Source organism: uncultured Luteimonas sp., assembly GCF_947492465.1.
Taxonomy (GTDB): Bacteria; Pseudomonadota; Gammaproteobacteria; order Xanthomonadales; family Xanthomonadaceae; genus Luteimonas.
The window spans coordinates 890,770-905,927 of the sequence record NZ_CANLNF010000001.1 but is presented as its reverse complement, the minus strand read 5'-3'; the positions used below and the strand labels follow the sequence as shown (position 1 = coordinate 905,927).

The following is a 15,158-nucleotide window of genomic DNA, read 5'->3' as shown; positions in this document are numbered from 1 at the left end:
GACGTGGCGGTCGCCGACCGCACACGGTCGCGCAAGGGTTTGCGGCGGATCAGGCAGCGTCGGCGCGGCGCGCGCCCATGCCGGCAATCATCGACTGCACCGCCGCCGCCGTTTCCCGCGGACGCTCCATGGGGAACAGATGGCTGCCCTCGATCCAGGCGATGCGTCCGCCCGTGGCCGTCCGGGTGGCGCGCAGGCCCACGTGGCGCACCTCGCGCGACGCGGTCCCGCCAATGAAACCGATCGGCGCGGGCGCCGAGCGCGCGGCCGACACCACCGTCATGGTCGGCAGGCTGCGGTAGATCGCCAGTTCGATCTCGCGGTCGAAGGCCAGCACGCGGCTGCCATCCTCCAGCGCCCGCGTGCCGTGCTCGGCGTAGTGCTGCAGCGTGCGCGGCTCCCAGCGCGCGAACGAGGCACGGGCCGCGAAATGCGCGTGCACCGCCTCGACGTCCGGCCAGGCCCGGCGGCGCCTGCGTGTCTGCTGGATCGGCATCATGTAGCGGTCGAATCCGAGCTGGCGCCCGTAGCGCACCAGATGCGCACTGAAACCGTCGATCAGCGGCGAATCGAGCAGCACCACTCCGGCGACGCGGGCACCCAGCGCCGCAGCCGCCAGGGTGCTGACGTAACCCCCCAGCGAATGCCCGACCAGCCACAGCCGGTCCCCGGGCGCGACCTCGGTGCGGACATGATCGACCAGCTGCCGCGCCAGCCCCGGCCAGCGCGGCCCGACCGGATAGTCGGCGCCATGGCCGAAGCGCTCGATCGCCGAGACCCGGAACCGCGGACTCCAGGCGTCGAACAGTTCGCGATAGACCGGGCCGGGAAAGCCGTTGGCGTGGGCGAAGACCAGGTGGTCGCGGCCGCTGCCGCCCGCTGCCGGCGCCATCGCGGCCCCCCTCACCAGACCAGGTCGTCGGGGACCTGGAACTTGGGATCGGCGTACGGATCGTCGCCGGCCGGCGCATCGGGATCGACCCGCAGCGCGACCGCGGCGGGAAAGATCGACTCGACTTCGGCCAGGTCGGCCGCACTCACCAGCACGTAGCGGCCGTTGAGTTGCGCCACGCCCAGTTCGCCGGCGTTGAGCGCCCGCAGCTGGTCGGCGTTGACGTAGACGCGCTTGATCTTGCCGCCATAGGGGAAATGGCGGGCGATCTCGGCCTTGGCATCGTTGAGCGCGCGGCCTTTGAGGAATTCCTCCAGCTTCGCACGCGCCTCGCGCCGCAACCGCGCCTGCTCCTGGCGCTGGCGCTCGGCCTCGATGCGCTCGTCCTTCTCCTTCTGCGCGCGGATCGCGTAGGCCTTGGCCAGGTCGATGTCCTCGCGCGTACGCTGGCGGCCCGGCTTGGCCGGCCTGCCGGGCTGGCCGGGCTTGCGAGATTTCCCCGCCGGCGCTGCCGACGCGGTCCCGGGCGCACCCTTGTGCGGCCCGCGCTGCGGCGCCGGCTTGCGCTCGCGCGCAGGGGTCGGCGCAGGCTTGAAGCCCAGGCCCATCAGTTGGTCGCGCAGCGTATCGCTCATGGCGTTGGACGGATCAGTAATGCGGCGGCGGCGGTTCCAGGGCGGCATCGCCCGGACCGTCCCCACGCGTGAGTTTCAGGTCTTCGAGCACGCGCTTCAACAGTTCGGCGCTGGACACCGCCTCCAGCCGCATCTGCGTGAGCGCATCGTTCAGTTCCGAAATCAGCTGTTCCTGGAACGCCATCCGCGTTTCCAGTTCGACCACGCGCTGTTCGAGTGCGTCGGACATCGTCTTCACTCCAGGCCGATGGAGCGGCCGCGGCCGATGCCCCAGTAGGCAATGCCCGCCGCCTCGACCTCGGCCGGCTCGTACAGGTTGCGGCCGTCGAAGATCACCGCATCGCGCAGCGACCGGCGCAGCGCCGCGAAATCGGGGCTGCGGAACTGCTTCCATTCGGTGACCACGGCCAGCGCGTCGGCGCCCTGCAGCGCGTCCCCGTCGCTGCTGCACAGCGCAAGGTCGTCGCGCTGGCCATAGATGCGGTGCGCTTCCTCGCGGGCTTCCGGGTCGTAGGCGCGCACGCGCACGCCGGCCTCCCACAGCTGCTCCAGCAGGCGCCGGCTCGACGCGGCGCGCATGTCGTCGGTATCGGGCTTGAACGCCAGGCCCCACAGCGCGACGGTCTTGCCGCGCAGCGACTCGGCCGCGCCGTAGTGGCGCAGCATCAGTTCGAACAGATGGCCCTTCTGGCGCTCGTTCACCGCCTCGACCGCATTGAGCAGCAGCGGCTCGTGCCCGTGCTGCGCGGCGGTACGGGCCAGCGCCTGCACGTCCTTGGGAAAACACGAGCCACCGTAGCCCGCGCCGGGATAGATGAAGTGCCAGCCGATGCGCGGATCGGATCCGATGCCCTTGCGCACCAGTTCCACATCCGCGCCGACCTTCTCGGCGATGCCGGCGATCTCGTTCATGAAACTGATCTTCGCCGCCAGCATCGCGTTGGCGGCGTACTTGGTCAGCTCGGCCGAACGCACGTCCATCGCCACGATGCGGTCATGGTTGCGATTGAACGGCGCGTACAGCCGGCGCAGCCTGGCGATTGACTCCTCGCTGCCGCTGCCCAGGATGATGCGATCGGGACGCATGCAGTCCTCGACAGCGGCACCTTCCTTCAGGAACTCGGGATTGGAGACCACGTCGAAGTCGATCGTCGCATCGCGCGCGGCCAGCTCGGCCGCGATCGTCGCGCGTACGCGGTCGGCGGTGCCGACCGGCACGGTCGACTTGTCCACCACGATCGCCGGTGCCCGCAGGTGGCGGCCGATGGTCGTCGCCACCGCGAGCACGTACTGCAGGTCGGCACTGCCGTCCTCGTCGGGCGGCGTGCCCACGGCGATGAAGATGACCTCGGCCGACGCCACCGCCGCCGCGGCATCGGTGGTGAAGGAGAGCCGGCCGGCGGCATGGTTGGCCCGGACCATGGGCTCCAGCCCCGGCTCGTAGATCGGCACCACGCCGCGCCCGAGTCCGTCGATCTTGGCCTGGTCGATGTCGACGCAGACCACCCGGTGCCCGACTTCCGCCAGGCAGGTGCCACTGACCAGACCCACATAGCCGGTCCCGAAGATCGCTACCTGCATCCCATGACTCCGCTTCCAGGCGTCCGCGCGCGATCAGCGTGCGGTGTCGACGATATCCAGCAGTTCGACTTCGAACACCAGGGTGGCGTTGGGACCGATCGGGCCGCCGGGCGTGCCCTGCTCGCCGTAACCGAGCTTGCCGGGGATCCACAGCTTGTACTTGCTGCCCACCGGCATCAGCTGCAGGCCTTCCTGCCAGCCGGGCACGACCTGGGCGAGCGCGAACTCGACCGGCTCGCCGCGCGCGTAGGAATCGTCGAACACCTCGCCGTCGAGCAGGGTGCCGCGGTAGTGCACCCGCACCGTGTCGCCAGCGGACGGCCGCGCGCCTTCGCCGGCGGTCAGCACCTGGTACTGCAGGCCCGACTCGGTGGTCTGCACGCCCTCCTTCTTCGCGTTCTCCGCCAGGAACTTCCCGCCTTCCTCGGCGTTGCGCTTGCCCGACTCCTGGAACTCGGCCATCTGCTTGGCCTGCATGCGCATGCTGAAGTCCTGCATCACCTGCATGGCCTCTTCCTGGGTCAGCAGCGGCTCCTTGCCGTCGATGGTGCTGCGCACGGACTTGAACAGCGTGTCGAGGTCGACCTCGTCCTTGGCGCCCTTCAGGCTCTCGCCGATCTGCATGCCGATGACGTAGCTCACCTGCTCGCGCTCGGTCTTCATGCCGCCCAGCGGGGCCGCGGCCGCCGTGGACTCCTTGCCACCTCCGTCGACCGGCTTGCCGGTGTCCTTGTCGATCGGCTTGCAGGCCAGCAGCGCCAGCGAGAGCGTCGTGCCGAGCACGACCAGGGAGGTGGAACGCTTCGAAACCTTCATCGGGTTACTCCAATGCGGAACATGAGTGCGGGGGAAGCCGGCGGCGCGACGCCGCGACGTTCAGAGGATGTCGATCAGTTCGACCTCGAACACCAGGGTGGCGTTCGGGCCGATCAAAGGGGGGCTGCCACGTTGGCCGTAGGCCAGTTCGCCGGGAATCCAGAACCGGTACTTCGAACCCACCGGCATCAGGGTCAGGCCCTCGGTCCAGCCGGCGATGACCTGGTTCAGGCCGAACTCGGCCGGCTCGTTGCGGGCAAGCGAGCTGTCGAACTCGGTGCCGTCGAGCAGGGTGCCGCGGTAGTGCACGCGGACGCGGTCGCCGGGCCTGGGGCGCGCACCCGAACCCGACTTGAGCACGCTGTACTGCAGGCCCGAGCCGGTGGCGAACACGCCCTTGGCGCTGCGGTTGCGGGCGAGGAAATCCGCACCGGCCTGGCGGTTGGCCTCGGCCTGCTGGCGGGCGCGGTCGCGCGAACGCTCTTCAAGCACCGCACGCGCCTGCGAGGCCTGGTCGGTATTCAGCAGCGGCGTCCCGCCCGTCGTGACCGTACGCACGGCCTGCACCAGCACCGGAAGATCGATGGAGTCGGCCAGCGGGGCCAGCGAGCGGCCGACGTTGAGGCCGGTCAGCAGGCCTACCTTGGCACGATCGACCTCCGGCGGCGGCATGCCGGGGGCCAGTCCGGGAATCCGGCGGCCACTGCGCGCGGCCACGCGCTGCATCAGCGCCTGGCCCACGCGCACGGCCTCCTGCTCGCCGATCAGCGGCTCACCGCCGGCCAGCGCCCGGGCAACGGCGCGCTCGAAGCTGTCGAAATCGATGTCGGGTCCCGCGGCCACCAGCGACTCGCCCACGTCCATGCCGATCACGTAGCTGATCCGTTCGCGCTCGCTGGCCAGCGGCTTGGGGGCCTGCGCCTGCAGCGCCCAGGCGGTTCCGGACACGAGCAAGGCACACAGGCCCAGCGCGGCCAGGCCACGCATCACACGGTTCATGGGTAGCAGGACTCCAGCAGTCGCCACGGCTGCGGCGCGAGCGGCCTATTGTCGCGAGCCGCGCGCGCGCCGGCAATCGTCCGTCGCTGCGGCACGCGAACGGCGTTCAGCGGGTCATGCGCCCGGTCGCGGCGCCTTGAGCGCACGTTCGATGGCCGCGACGATCGACGGATCCTCCGGCAGCACGCGGCTTCCCCACGATGCGATGACCTCGCCGTCGCGTCCCACCAGGTACTTGTGGAAGTTCCAGGCCGGCGCTTCGCCGGTCGCCTCGAGCAGCTCGCGGTACAGCGGCGTGGCCTGCTCTCCGACCACGTGCACCGGCTCGAACATCGGGAACTTGACGCCATAGGTGAGCGTGCAGAACTCGAGGATCTTGTCTTCGTCCTCGAATTCCTGGTCGCGGAAGTCGCCCGAAGGGAAACCGAGCACGGCGAAACCCTGCGCCTTGTAGCGCGCGTGCAGCGCCTCCAGGCCTTCGAACTGCGGCGCCAGGCCGCATTTGCTGGCCGTGTTGACGATTAACAGCACCTGCCCGCCGTAGGCCTGGGCCAGGTCGACCGGCTGCTTGCCGGTCAGCGGCCGGAAGCTGCGCTCCAGCAGGTCGCCGGCCGAAACCGCCGCCGAGGCCATCAGCAGGGCCAGGAGCATGGCATAACGCATTGTCTTCATTGGGATTTCCGCCGCAGAGAGTGGGAGCGGCGCGCCACCATGACTTCAGTTGGGTCGATCCGGGCGCGAAAAGGCTTGCGATCGCCTGTTCTGGTGTTATAGTTGAATACAACACCTATCCACCAGAGCAGGACGTTCATCATGAACCGCAAGCTCCGCAACACGATACTGGCTTTCTCGGTGACCGGCACCGTGCTCGCGCTGGGCCTGATCGCCGCCCGTCCGGTCACGCCCGACGCCCTGCAGCCCCCCGCTGTCGCCGCCAGCGCCGGCCCGTCCGGGGAGGCCATGGAGGCCGGTGAGCGCCCGCAGGCGCAGGACTCCGCCGCGCCCGCCGCGGAGTACGGCGTGAACGACGACGTGCAGGCTCGGAGCCTGGCGCGCAGCCGCCAGTTCGAAGACGAGATCACCAGGACCGCTTCGCTGGACACCGCGCTCGCCCTGACCGCCGGATTCGTGGCGACCACCACCGCCGAGGCGGTCGTCTCCGGGATCCTGTCGACGGACGCGCCCGCGGCCGCCGCTGCCACTGCGGCCGCCACCGGCGATGCGGAGGCCGCGCCGCGCAGGCGCCGCGGCAGTGTCCGCCGCGCGGTGGCCGTCCCCTATTTCTCGTTCTCGCGCGCGACGGGCCGCGGCGTCCGGAGCTGAAGCCATGACCAATATCCAGTGGAGCGACGGCGCTCCCATCTACCGCCAGCTGAAGGAACGCGTGATCGCGATGATGCTGGACGGGGAACTCAAACCGGGCGACGCACTGCCCTCGGTGCGGCAGGTGGCCGCGGAATACCAACTCAATCCGATCACCGTCTCGCGCGCCTACCAGGAGCTGGCGGACGAGGCGCTGGTCGAAAAACGAAGGGGTCTTGGCATGTACGTCACGGAAGAAGCTGCGAAGAAACTGCTGGTCAACGAACGCGAGCGCTTCCTGCGCGACGAATGGCCGCTCGTGCTCGAGCGCATCCAGCGCCTGGGCCTGGCGCTGGAAGAACTGATGCCGGCGCAGGCACCCACCGGAGACACGCGATGAACGCCGTGGCCGACAACCTGCAAGTGGTGAACGCGCGCGGCCTGCGCAAGGCCTACAGGAACAAGCTCGCGCTCGACGGCGCCAGCTTCCGCATCGATGCCGGCCGCATCGTCGGCCTGATCGGCCCCAACGGCGCCGGCAAGACCACTGCGCTCAAGGCAATGCTGGGCCTGGTCCCGTTCGAGGGCGAGCTGAGCGTGCTCGGCCGCGATCCGCGCCACCAGCGCGACGAGCTGATGAACGACGTGTGCTTCATCGCCGACGTCGCGGTGCTGCCGCGCTGGATGCGGGTGCGCGAGGCGGTGGACTTCGTCGCCGGCGTGCATCCGCGCTTCGACCGCGCCCGCTGCGAACGCTTCCTGGCCAATACCCAGCTCAAGCCGGCACAGCGCGTGCGCGAGATGTCCAAGGGCATGATCGTGCAGCTGCACCTGGCTCTGGTGATGGCCATCGACGCGCGCCTGCTAGTGCTCGACGAGCCGACCCTGGGGCTGGACATCCTCTACCGCAAGCAGTTCTACCAGCGGTTGCTGGAAGACTACTTCGACGAGCACAAGACCATCGTCATCACCACCCATCAGGTCGAGGAGATCGAGCACATCCTCACCGACGTGATGTTCATCCGCGACGGCAAGGTGGTGCTGGACGCGCCGATGGAGGACGTCGGCGAGCGCTTCGTCGAGGTGCTGGTCAACGCCGACCAGGCCGGGCCAGCGCGCGCACTGGGACCGGTGGACGAGCGTGCCCTGCCCTTCGGCAAGACCGTGATGCTCTTCGACGGCGTATCGCGGACCGCGCTGGCGCCCTACGGCGAAACCCGCACGCCGGGCCTGGCCGATCTGTTCGTCGCCACGATGAAAGGAACCTACGCATGAACGCCGCCGCACACACCGCATCCCCCGGCACGCGTCCGGCCGCCGCCGTGCACGCCTCGCCTGCCCGGCGCTTCGGCTGGCTGCTGCGCCGGGAGTTCTGGGAACACAAGGGCGGTTTCCTCTGGGCGCCGCTGGTGGCCGGGGCGATCTCGCTGTTGCTCTCGGCCATGGGCATCGTGATCGCCATGGTCGCCGCGCGCGACTCCATGCCCGAAGACGGAACGATCTCCCTCGGCGACAGCGAGATCCAGCTCAATGGACTGGACCTGGGCATGCTGACCTCGCAGCTGGGACACGAGGAACTCGCGCGGCTGGGCGACGGCCTCGACCTGACCCTGATGCTGGCCTCGGGATGGCCGTTCATCGTCCTGGCGTTCGTGATGTTCTTCTACTGCCTGGGCGCGCTGTACGACGAGCGCAAGGACCGCAGCGTGCTGTTCTGGAAGTCGCTGCCGCTGTCGGACAGCTCGACCGTCCTGTCGAAGGTGGTCAGCGCCGTGGTGGTCGCGCCGCTGCTGGCCACGATCGCCGCGATCCTGACGATGTTCGGCTTCCTGGCGCTGATCAGCCTGGTGGTGTTGTTCTACGGCGGCAATCCGGTGTCCCTGCTCTGGGGCCCGGCCAGCCCGGCGCTGATCTCGCTGCAGTACATCGCCGCGATCCCGCTGTACGCGCTGTGGGCGATGCCGACCATCGGCTGGTTGCTGCTGTGTTCGTCCTGGGCGCGCAGCAAGCCCTTCCTGTGGGCGATCATGATCCCGCTGTTCGCCGGCATCTTCGTGGCCTGGCTGGAGTTCCTGGGCGTGTTCGAAGACGTCACCTGGCCGTTCTTCCGCAACATCGTGCTGCGTGCGCTCACCAGCATCTTCCCCATGACCTTCATGGACCTGGAGTACCTGAAGGGTGTGAACTTCGACGTCCCGGGCGCCGCGCGCAACCTGATGAACCCCATGGGCGTGTATCGCAACCTGGCCAGCCTGGACCTGTGGGGCGGCGTGGTCGCCGGCGTCGCGATGATCTTCGCCGCGATCCGCCTCCGCCGCTGGCGGGATGAGGGGTGAGCCGAGCGCTTGCGAACTGGCCTATCGCCAGTTCGCCTCGGCGAACGCCCGGCCATGGATGGCCGGGCCGGATGGATCCGAAGACGCAGCGTTGCGCCATGGACGGCACGAAGGAACCTCCGAAGCATCGCGGCCGCCTGGCCTGCCGAACGCCCGGCCATGGATGGCCGGGCCGGATGGATCCGAAAGATGGATGTCGCGCCATGGATGGCACAACGCAGCAGTACTAAGGCAGCACCGTCGCGTGACCGGCCGAAGCCCGGCCATGGAATCGACTGGCGGGACGGAGCCGAAAGGCTCGGCGTCTCGCCGAGGAAGGCACCCAAAGCCACACGTCGCCCCGAAACCTCACGCCCGACCCGGTTGATCCGAAGCCGCCCCCCGAGTCACCCCCAAGCCCCCTCCCGTCCCGCACTCACACCGTTCGCCTGAGGCCACCGTCATGAAGCACCTCGCCGCACTCGCGCTCGCACTCGTTGCCAGCCTGCCCCTGCTTGCCTGCCAGCGCGACGATGCACCTTCCGCCGCGCCGGACGCGGGCGACCAGGCCAGCGCCCGCACCGCGCCCCAGACCGCGCTCGGGCGCACCGTCGCCGCGGCCATGGACAAGGCGCGCCAGGAACTGCACGAAGGCAACCTGAGCCTGGACGGCAGCACCGACATCCGGATCAACGGCACCCGCATCCAGCGCGAGGCGAAGGACCTCCCCTCCGCCGAGATCACGCCCGACGGACAGCTGATCGTGGCCGGCACCCCCATCACGATGGACGCCCCGGCCCGTGCCCTGGCGCGCGACTACCGCCAAGGCATCCTGGCGGTGGCCGAGACCGGCATGGACCTCGGCGTGCAGGGCGCGGACCTGGGCATGCGCGCGGCCGGCGACGCCATCGGCAGCCTGCTGCGCGGCGATACCGAAGAGATGGAAAAACGCGTCGAAGCCGAGGCCGCCAGGCTCGAGGCCTCGGCCATGCAGCTGTGCGACCAGCTGCCCGGACTGCTCACGGCGCAGCAGGCGCTGGCGGCGGCCGTGCCGGAATTCGAACCCTATGCGCGCATGGAGGCCAGCGACATCGAGGACTGCCGCAGCAAGTCCGACGGCCACGACACCGGGACGGCACAGGCCGCAGGCGACGCCGCGGCCGAAGCCGACGCGGCGGCCGAAGCCGATGCCGCCGCCGAACGCGTCGATTGACCGGCCGCGGTTAAACCCTCGTCCCGCCTGCCGCATCCCAGTCCGGCACCCACACGAAGGACTTTCCATGATCCGTTCCGCCCTGCTCGTCCCGATCGTCCTGGTCTCCGCGCTCGCCGCCGCGCCGGCCGTTGCCAGCGAGTGCCGGCATTCGGCACCCCGCAGCCTCGAGCTTGATCTGGCAGGCGCGAAGACGGTGATGTTCGACGTCGGCCCGCACGAACTGCGCGTGGACGCCGGTCCGTCGGCGGACACCCGTATCGGCACCCTCGCCGGCCAGGCCTGCGCCTCTGATGCCGACCGGCTCGACGCGCTCACCGTGACCCAGGAGCGCGACGGCGACCGCCTGATCGTGCGCCTGCGCCGCGACGACGCGCTGGCCGGGTTCGGACTGGGCAATCGCTACGCGTACCTGCGCGTCGAGGCCGGCGTGCCCGACGATGTCCTGGTGCAGCTCCAGGTCGGTTCCGGCGATGCCTGGCTGGCCGGCACCGCGGCCGCAAGTGCCGACGTGGGCTCGGGCGACGTGGAGCTGAAGCGCATCGCGGGCCGCGCCACGGTCAAGGTCGGTTCCGGCGACATCGCCATCGAGGACGCCGGCGCGCTGAAGGTGCTTTCGATCGGATCGGGCGACGTCGAGGCGCGCGGGCTGCGTGGCGACGCCGAGGTGGGCAGCATCGGCTCGGGCGACTTCAGCCTGCGTCGCAGCACCGGCGGCGTATCCATCGGCTCGATCGGCTCGGGCGACGCGGACCTGGTGGACATCGGCGGCAGCGTCCGCGTCGACTCGATCGGCTCTGGCGACCTGCATGCCCAGGGCGTCGGCGGCGATCTCACCGTGTCTTCGACCGGAAGCGGCAGCGTCGACCACAGCGGCGTGCGTGGCGCGGTGGACCTGCCGCGACGTCGCTGACATCCCAGCAACAGGAGCAATCCCCATGCGCAGCACCCCGTTCCGCCGTCCCCTGCCGCCGTCGCTGCTCATCGCGGCGCTGCTGCTGTCGCCCGTCCTGGCCGCCCACGAACGCCCGGGCGCCAGCATCAACGACGAAATCCGCGCCGACATGGCCGACGCACGCCGCGAAGTGCAGGCAGACCTGGCCCTGGCCCGCGCCAGGCTGGACACCGACAACTTGGAGCTCGGCCAGAGCCTGCGTTTCGGCAAACAGGACGTTTCCGGCGACGAGGCCGACACGCTGCCGAAGGCGGAGATCACCCCGACCGGCGACTTCCTGATCGACGGCACGGCGGTGGCGATCGATGCCCGTCAGCGACGCGAGCTGCTCGCCTATCGCGGGCAGGTCCTCGACATCGCCAGGGCCGGCATCGATATCGGCGAGCGCAGTGCGAACGTCGCGCTGGACGCGGTCGACCAGGGCCTGTTCGGACTGATGTTCGGCGCCATGACCGGCCGCCTGGAGCGGCGCATCGAGAAGACGGTGCGGGAGACGGTCGAACCGGGCGTGCGGCAGATCTGCCAGCGCCTGCCGGAGGTGTTCGACTCGCAGCAGCGGCTGGGCGATGCGCTGCCGCAGTTCCGGCCCTATGCCACGCTGCAGCCGGACGATATCGACGATTGCATGGAGCAGGTGCACCAGGAATTCGCGCAGCGCTAGGGCCCACCGGGTTCGACCTCTCCTTGCCCCCGCGTTTCGACCGCGCGGGGCAGCGGAGGCGCTCCCGCGAATGCCGCGGACCGGAAGCGTCCGCCTGCGACAGCTCAACCGCCGGCCGTGCCGTGGATGCCGCCGCGGGTCAGCGCGGCCGGGTCCAGCAGGCGCCGCAGATCCGCGGCGGGCAGGCCGCTGTCCTCCAGCGCGATGTCGAACACCGGCCGGTTCTCGCGATAGGCGCGCTTGGCGATGGCCGCGGCCTTCTCGTAGCCGATCACCGGGTTGAGGGCGGTGACCAGGATCGGATTGCGGTCCAGCGCGGCGTCGATGTTGTCGCGGCGCAGCTTCAGCCCGGCAATGGCCTGGTCGGCCAGCAGCCGGCCGATGTTGGACAGCAGGCCGATCGAGTCGAGCAGGTTGCTCGCGATCAGCGGCAGGGCGACGTTGAGCTGGAAGTTGCCGGTCTGGCCTGCCACGGTGATCGCGGTGTGGTGGCCGATCACCTGCGCGCAGACCATCACGGCGGCCTCCGGCACCACCGGATTGACCTTGCCGGGCATGATCGAACTGCCCGGCTGCAGCGCCGGCAGCTCGATCTCGCCCAGCCCGCCCAGCGGTCCGGAGTTCATCCAGCGCAGGTCGTTGGCGATCTTGATCAGCGCCACCGCCAGCGTGTTGAGCTGGCCCGACAGTTCCACCGCATCGTCCTGCGCGGCGATGCCCTCGAAGCGGTCCCTGGCCGGCTCGAACCGGGTGCCGGCAAGCCTGGACAGCTCGCGCGCCATCCGCTCGCCGAACTTCGGGTGCGCGTTGATCCCGGTGCCGATCGCGGTGCCGCCGATCGGCAGCCGCCGCAGCCGCGCCAGCGCATCGGAAATCCGCGCCTCGGCCGAGGACAGCTGCGAGGACCACGCGCCGAACTCCTGGGCGAAGGTCAGCGGCATCGCATCCATCAGGTGGGTGCGCCCGGTCTTGACCACCTTGCGGAACGCGCGCGCGCGCCCGTCGATGGTCTTGCGCAGGTGGCGCAGCGCCGGCAGCAGGTCCTCGACCACGGCCAGCTGCGCGGACACGCGGATTGCCGTGGGGACCACGTCGTTCGAGCTCTGCCCGAGGTTGACATGGTCGTTGGGGTGGATCCGGCGGCGGCCGGTCGAGGCCAGCGTCGCGATCACCTCGTTGGCGTTCATGTTCGACGAGGTGCCGGAGCCGGTCTGGTACACGTCGACCGGGAAATGCGCGTCGTGACGCCCCTGGGCCACCTCCAGCGCCGCGCGCCGGATCGCGCTGGCCGAGGCTTCCGGCAGCAGGTCCAGCCCGCCGTTGACGGTGGCCGCGGCGGCCTTGACCAGGCCCAGCGCACGGATGAACCCGCGCGGCATCGGCCGCCCGGACACCGGGAAGTTCAACACCGCGCGCTGCGTCTGCGCGCCCCACAGGGCGTCCACCGGCACCTGCAGCTCGCCCATGCTGTCGCGTTCGACGCGGAAGCCGGCGACGTCCGAGGTGCCGCCTTTCCTGGCCTTGGCCATGAACCTGTCTCCTTGCAAAGAGGGGTGGTTGCCGGCAGCTCGGCTGGCTGGCCGCAGGATACGCCAGCGCTCTGTGCAACCTGCGGCAACGCATCGCCGCCGCTGGGCGCACCATGGCCGCCATGCGGCGGGCCGAGGCCTGCGCTGGCGCGGCGCCGTGCTGCATTGGCGGGAGGCAACGCGGCCTGCCCGTGCATCCCCGGGCTGCCGGCTGGCGGAACGGGATGCTCGCGATGCTGCAGGTGAAACCCGATCGTCGGTGGCCACGCCACCCCAGTCGGCGAAGGACACTAGAATACGCGTCCCGTTCGCGCGCATTGCCTCCATGTCCGCCACCTCCCAGCAAGACGCCGCCCTGCTCGCCCTCTCGCCGCTCGACGGCCGCTATGCCGCCAAGGTGGGCGCGCTGCGCCCGATCTTTTCCGAATTCGGGCTGATCCACGCCCGCGTTCGGGTCGAGATCGAATGGCTGATCGCGCTCGCCGCCGAGCCGGGGATCGCCGAACTGCAGCCTTTCGACCAGGCCCAGGTGTCGACGCTGCGGGCGCTGTGGCAGGACTTCTCGCCGTCGGACGCCGCGCGCGTCAAGCAGATCGAGCGCACCACCAACCACGACGTCAAGGCCGTGGAGTACTTCATCAAGGAGCGGCTGCAGGAGGCGCCGGCGCTGGCGCAGGCGCTGGAATTCGTCCACTTCGCTTGCACCAGCGAGGACATCAACAACCTGGCCTACGCCCTGATGCTCGGCCAGGCGCGCCAGGAGGTGCTGCTGCCCAGCCTCGACGCGCTGGTCGCGAAGCTGCGCGAACTCGCCCATGCGCACGCCACGCTGCCGATGCTCTCGCGCACGCACGGCCAGAGCGCCTCGCCGACCACGGTCGGCAAGGAGCTCGCCAACGTGGTCGCGCGCCTGCAGCGCCAGGGCGAGCAGCTGGCCGCGGTCGCGATCTGCGGCAAGATCAACGGCGCGGTCGGCAACTACAACGCGCACGTGGCCAGCTATCCGGAGGTGGACTGGCCCGTCTTCGCGCGCGGCTTCGTCGAATCGCTGGGCCTGGAATTCAACGCCTACACCACACAGATCGAGCCGCACGACTACATCGCCGAGCTGTGCGACGCGCACAAGCGCATCGGCACGATCGCGATCGACCTGTGCCGCGACATCTGGGGCTACATCTCGCTGGGATATTTCCGGCAGGCGGTGGTGGCCGGCGAGGTGGGCAGCTCGACCATGCCGCACAAGGTCAACCCGATCGACTTCGAGAATGCCGAAGGCAACTTCGGCATCGCCAACGCGCTGCTGGAGCATTTCGCGGCCAAGCTGCCGGTCAGCCGCTGGCAGCGCGACCTCACCGATTCGACCGTGCTGCGCGCGCTCGGCACGGCCTTCGGCCACGCGCTGATCGGCTTCGACGCGCTGCAGCGCGGGCTGGGCAAGCTCGGCGCCAACCCCGAGCGCCTGGCCGCCGACCTCGACGCGTCCTGGGAAGTGCTGGCCGAGGCCGTGCAGACCGTGATGCGCCGGCATGGCCTGCCCAATCCCTACGAACAGCTCAAGGCGTTGACCCGCGGCCAGGGCATCACCGCCGGATCGATGCGCGAGTTCATCGAGTCGCTGGACCTGCCCGAGGCCGACCGCAAGCGGCTGCTGGCCATGGCGCCGGGCGACTACACCGGGCTGGCCGCGGAGCTGGCCCGGCAGGTCTGATCCCTTCAGGAACCAGGAACCAGGACACCATGGCACTACGCAAGCTGATGACCGTCTCCATGCTGGCCCTCGCCGCCTGCGGCGACGCCACGCCCCCGGCCGCCACACAGGGGTCAGGCGATACGACCCCAGCTCCGCAGCGGCTAGCCGGCGCGTCGGTCATGACCGACCCGGCCAGCGGCGCAAGTTGCGCCGGCCAGGATCTGCACATCACCCGCGACGCGTTCAACTTGGTGATCGAAGGCGAATGCGGCCAGATCGTGGTGACCGGGTCCCAGGGCGCAATCAACGTCGACCGGGCCGCCGCGATCCGCGTCGACGGCAGTCACGTCACCGTGCTCAACGCCCAGGTGGGCGAGGTGGTCGTGACCGGCCACGACAACACGCTTAACCTCACCAACGCCGGCACGCTGACGCTAGAGGGCGATCGCAACATGATCCTGGCGCGCGAACTCGGGCCCGTCGCGATCTCCGGCAAGGACAATACGGTCAATCCCGACAACGCGCCGGCGCTGGACGATACGGGAACCGGCAACCGCCTGCTGTAGGCGG

17 protein-coding genes are annotated in these 15,158 nt (G+C 69.9%); 9 read left to right on the top strand and 8 right to left on the bottom strand.

Features of this window, described 5'->3' with window-relative positions:
• Positions 1-49: 49 nt before the first annotated feature.
• The 7 genes from Q0863_RS04040 to Q0863_RS04010 form a co-directional block, all read right to left on the bottom strand.
• Complete coding sequence (locus Q0863_RS04040; RefSeq protein WP_298575275.1) at positions 50-892, bottom strand: alpha/beta hydrolase; 843 nt, start codon at positions 890-892, stop codon at positions 50-52.
• A gap of 11 nt (positions 893-903) precedes the next feature.
• Complete coding sequence (locus tag Q0863_RS04035) at positions 904-1,527, bottom strand: DUF2058 family protein (RefSeq protein WP_298575273.1); 624 nt, start codon at positions 1,525-1,527, stop codon at positions 904-906.
• 13 nt (positions 1,528-1,540) lie between these two features.
• On the bottom strand, positions 1,541-1,756 hold the full coding sequence (locus Q0863_RS04030) for a SlyX family protein (RefSeq protein WP_298575271.1): 216 nt from the start codon (positions 1,754-1,756) through the stop codon (positions 1,541-1,543).
• 5 nt (positions 1,757-1,761) lie between these two features.
• Positions 1,762-3,108, bottom strand: coding sequence for a UDP-glucose/GDP-mannose dehydrogenase family protein (locus Q0863_RS04025; RefSeq protein WP_298575269.1), 1,347 nt, complete (start codon positions 3,106-3,108; stop codon positions 1,762-1,764).
• A gap of 33 nt (positions 3,109-3,141) precedes the next feature.
• Positions 3,142-3,924 carry an FKBP-type peptidyl-prolyl cis-trans isomerase gene (locus tag Q0863_RS04020; protein ID WP_298575267.1) on the bottom strand — a complete coding sequence of 261 codons (783 nt, stop codon included), beginning with the start codon at positions 3,922-3,924 and terminating at the stop codon, positions 3,142-3,144.
• Between the two features lie 60 nt (positions 3,925-3,984).
• Positions 3,985-4,923, bottom strand: a complete 939-nt coding sequence (locus Q0863_RS04015) for an FKBP-type peptidyl-prolyl cis-trans isomerase (protein WP_298575265.1) — start codon at positions 4,921-4,923, stop codon at positions 3,985-3,987.
• A 114-nt stretch (positions 4,924-5,037) separates the two neighbouring features.
• Complete coding sequence (locus Q0863_RS04010; protein ID WP_298575900.1) at positions 5,038-5,586, bottom strand: glutathione peroxidase; 549 nt, start codon at positions 5,584-5,586, stop codon at positions 5,038-5,040.
• A 150-nt stretch (positions 5,587-5,736) separates the two neighbouring features.
• On the opposite strand from Q0863_RS04010, the gene Q0863_RS04005 reads away from it, so the two are divergent.
• The 7 genes from Q0863_RS04005 to Q0863_RS03975 all read left to right on the top strand — a co-directional run bounded on the left by Q0863_RS04005 (position 5,737) and on the right by Q0863_RS03975 (position 11,369).
• The gene (locus Q0863_RS04005) at positions 5,737-6,246 is read left to right on the top strand and encodes a hypothetical protein (protein WP_298575263.1); all 510 of its coding nucleotides are present in this window, start codon (positions 5,737-5,739) and stop codon (positions 6,244-6,246) included.
• A 4-nt stretch (positions 6,247-6,250) separates the two neighbouring features.
• Positions 6,251-6,625, top strand: coding sequence for a GntR family transcriptional regulator (locus Q0863_RS04000; RefSeq protein WP_298575261.1), 375 nt, complete (start codon positions 6,251-6,253; stop codon positions 6,623-6,625).
• Positions 6,622-7,500 (top strand): ABC transporter ATP-binding protein, encoded by an 879-nt coding sequence (locus Q0863_RS03995; protein ID WP_298575259.1) that lies wholly within the window; start codon positions 6,622-6,624, stop codon positions 7,498-7,500. The genes Q0863_RS04000 and Q0863_RS03995 overlap by 4 nt, the downstream gene beginning before the upstream one ends.
• Positions 7,497-8,561, top strand: coding sequence for a hypothetical protein (locus Q0863_RS03990; protein ID WP_298575257.1), 1,065 nt, complete (start codon positions 7,497-7,499; stop codon positions 8,559-8,561). The genes Q0863_RS03995 and Q0863_RS03990 overlap by 4 nt, the downstream gene beginning before the upstream one ends.
• Before the next feature lie 442 nt (positions 8,562-9,003).
• Entirely contained in the window at positions 9,004-9,753 is a 750-nt protein-coding gene (locus tag Q0863_RS03985; protein ID WP_298575254.1) for a hypothetical protein, read from the top strand.
• A gap of 67 nt (positions 9,754-9,820) precedes the next feature.
• Positions 9,821-10,666, top strand: a complete 846-nt coding sequence (locus Q0863_RS03980; RefSeq protein ID WP_298575252.1) for a hypothetical protein — start codon at positions 9,821-9,823, stop codon at positions 10,664-10,666.
• Positions 10,667-10,691: 25 nt separating this feature from the next.
• Positions 10,692-11,369 carry a hypothetical protein gene (locus Q0863_RS03975; protein ID WP_298575250.1) on the top strand — a complete coding sequence of 226 codons (678 nt, stop codon included), beginning with the start codon at positions 10,692-10,694 and terminating at the stop codon, positions 11,367-11,369.
• Between the two features lie 104 nt (positions 11,370-11,473).
• Here Q0863_RS03975 and Q0863_RS03970 read toward each other — a convergent pair whose 3' ends face one another.
• On the bottom strand, positions 11,474-12,898 hold the full coding sequence (locus Q0863_RS03970) for a class II fumarate hydratase (RefSeq protein WP_298575248.1): 1,425 nt from the start codon (positions 12,896-12,898) through the stop codon (positions 11,474-11,476).
• A 325-nt stretch (positions 12,899-13,223) separates the two neighbouring features.
• Here Q0863_RS03970 and purB point away from each other — a divergent pair, with 325 nt between their 5' ends.
• Both purB and Q0863_RS03960 read left to right on the top strand, forming a co-directional pair.
• On the top strand, positions 13,224-14,606 hold the full coding sequence (gene purB, locus Q0863_RS03965; protein ID WP_298575246.1) for an adenylosuccinate lyase: 1,383 nt from the start codon (positions 13,224-13,226) through the stop codon (positions 14,604-14,606).
• Positions 14,607-14,635: 29 nt separating this feature from the next.
• A complete protein-coding gene (locus Q0863_RS03960; RefSeq protein WP_298575244.1) occupies positions 14,636-15,154 on the top strand; it encodes a DUF3060 domain-containing protein in 519 nt (172 codons plus the stop codon).
• The last annotated feature ends 4 nt before the right edge of the window (positions 15,155-15,158 follow it).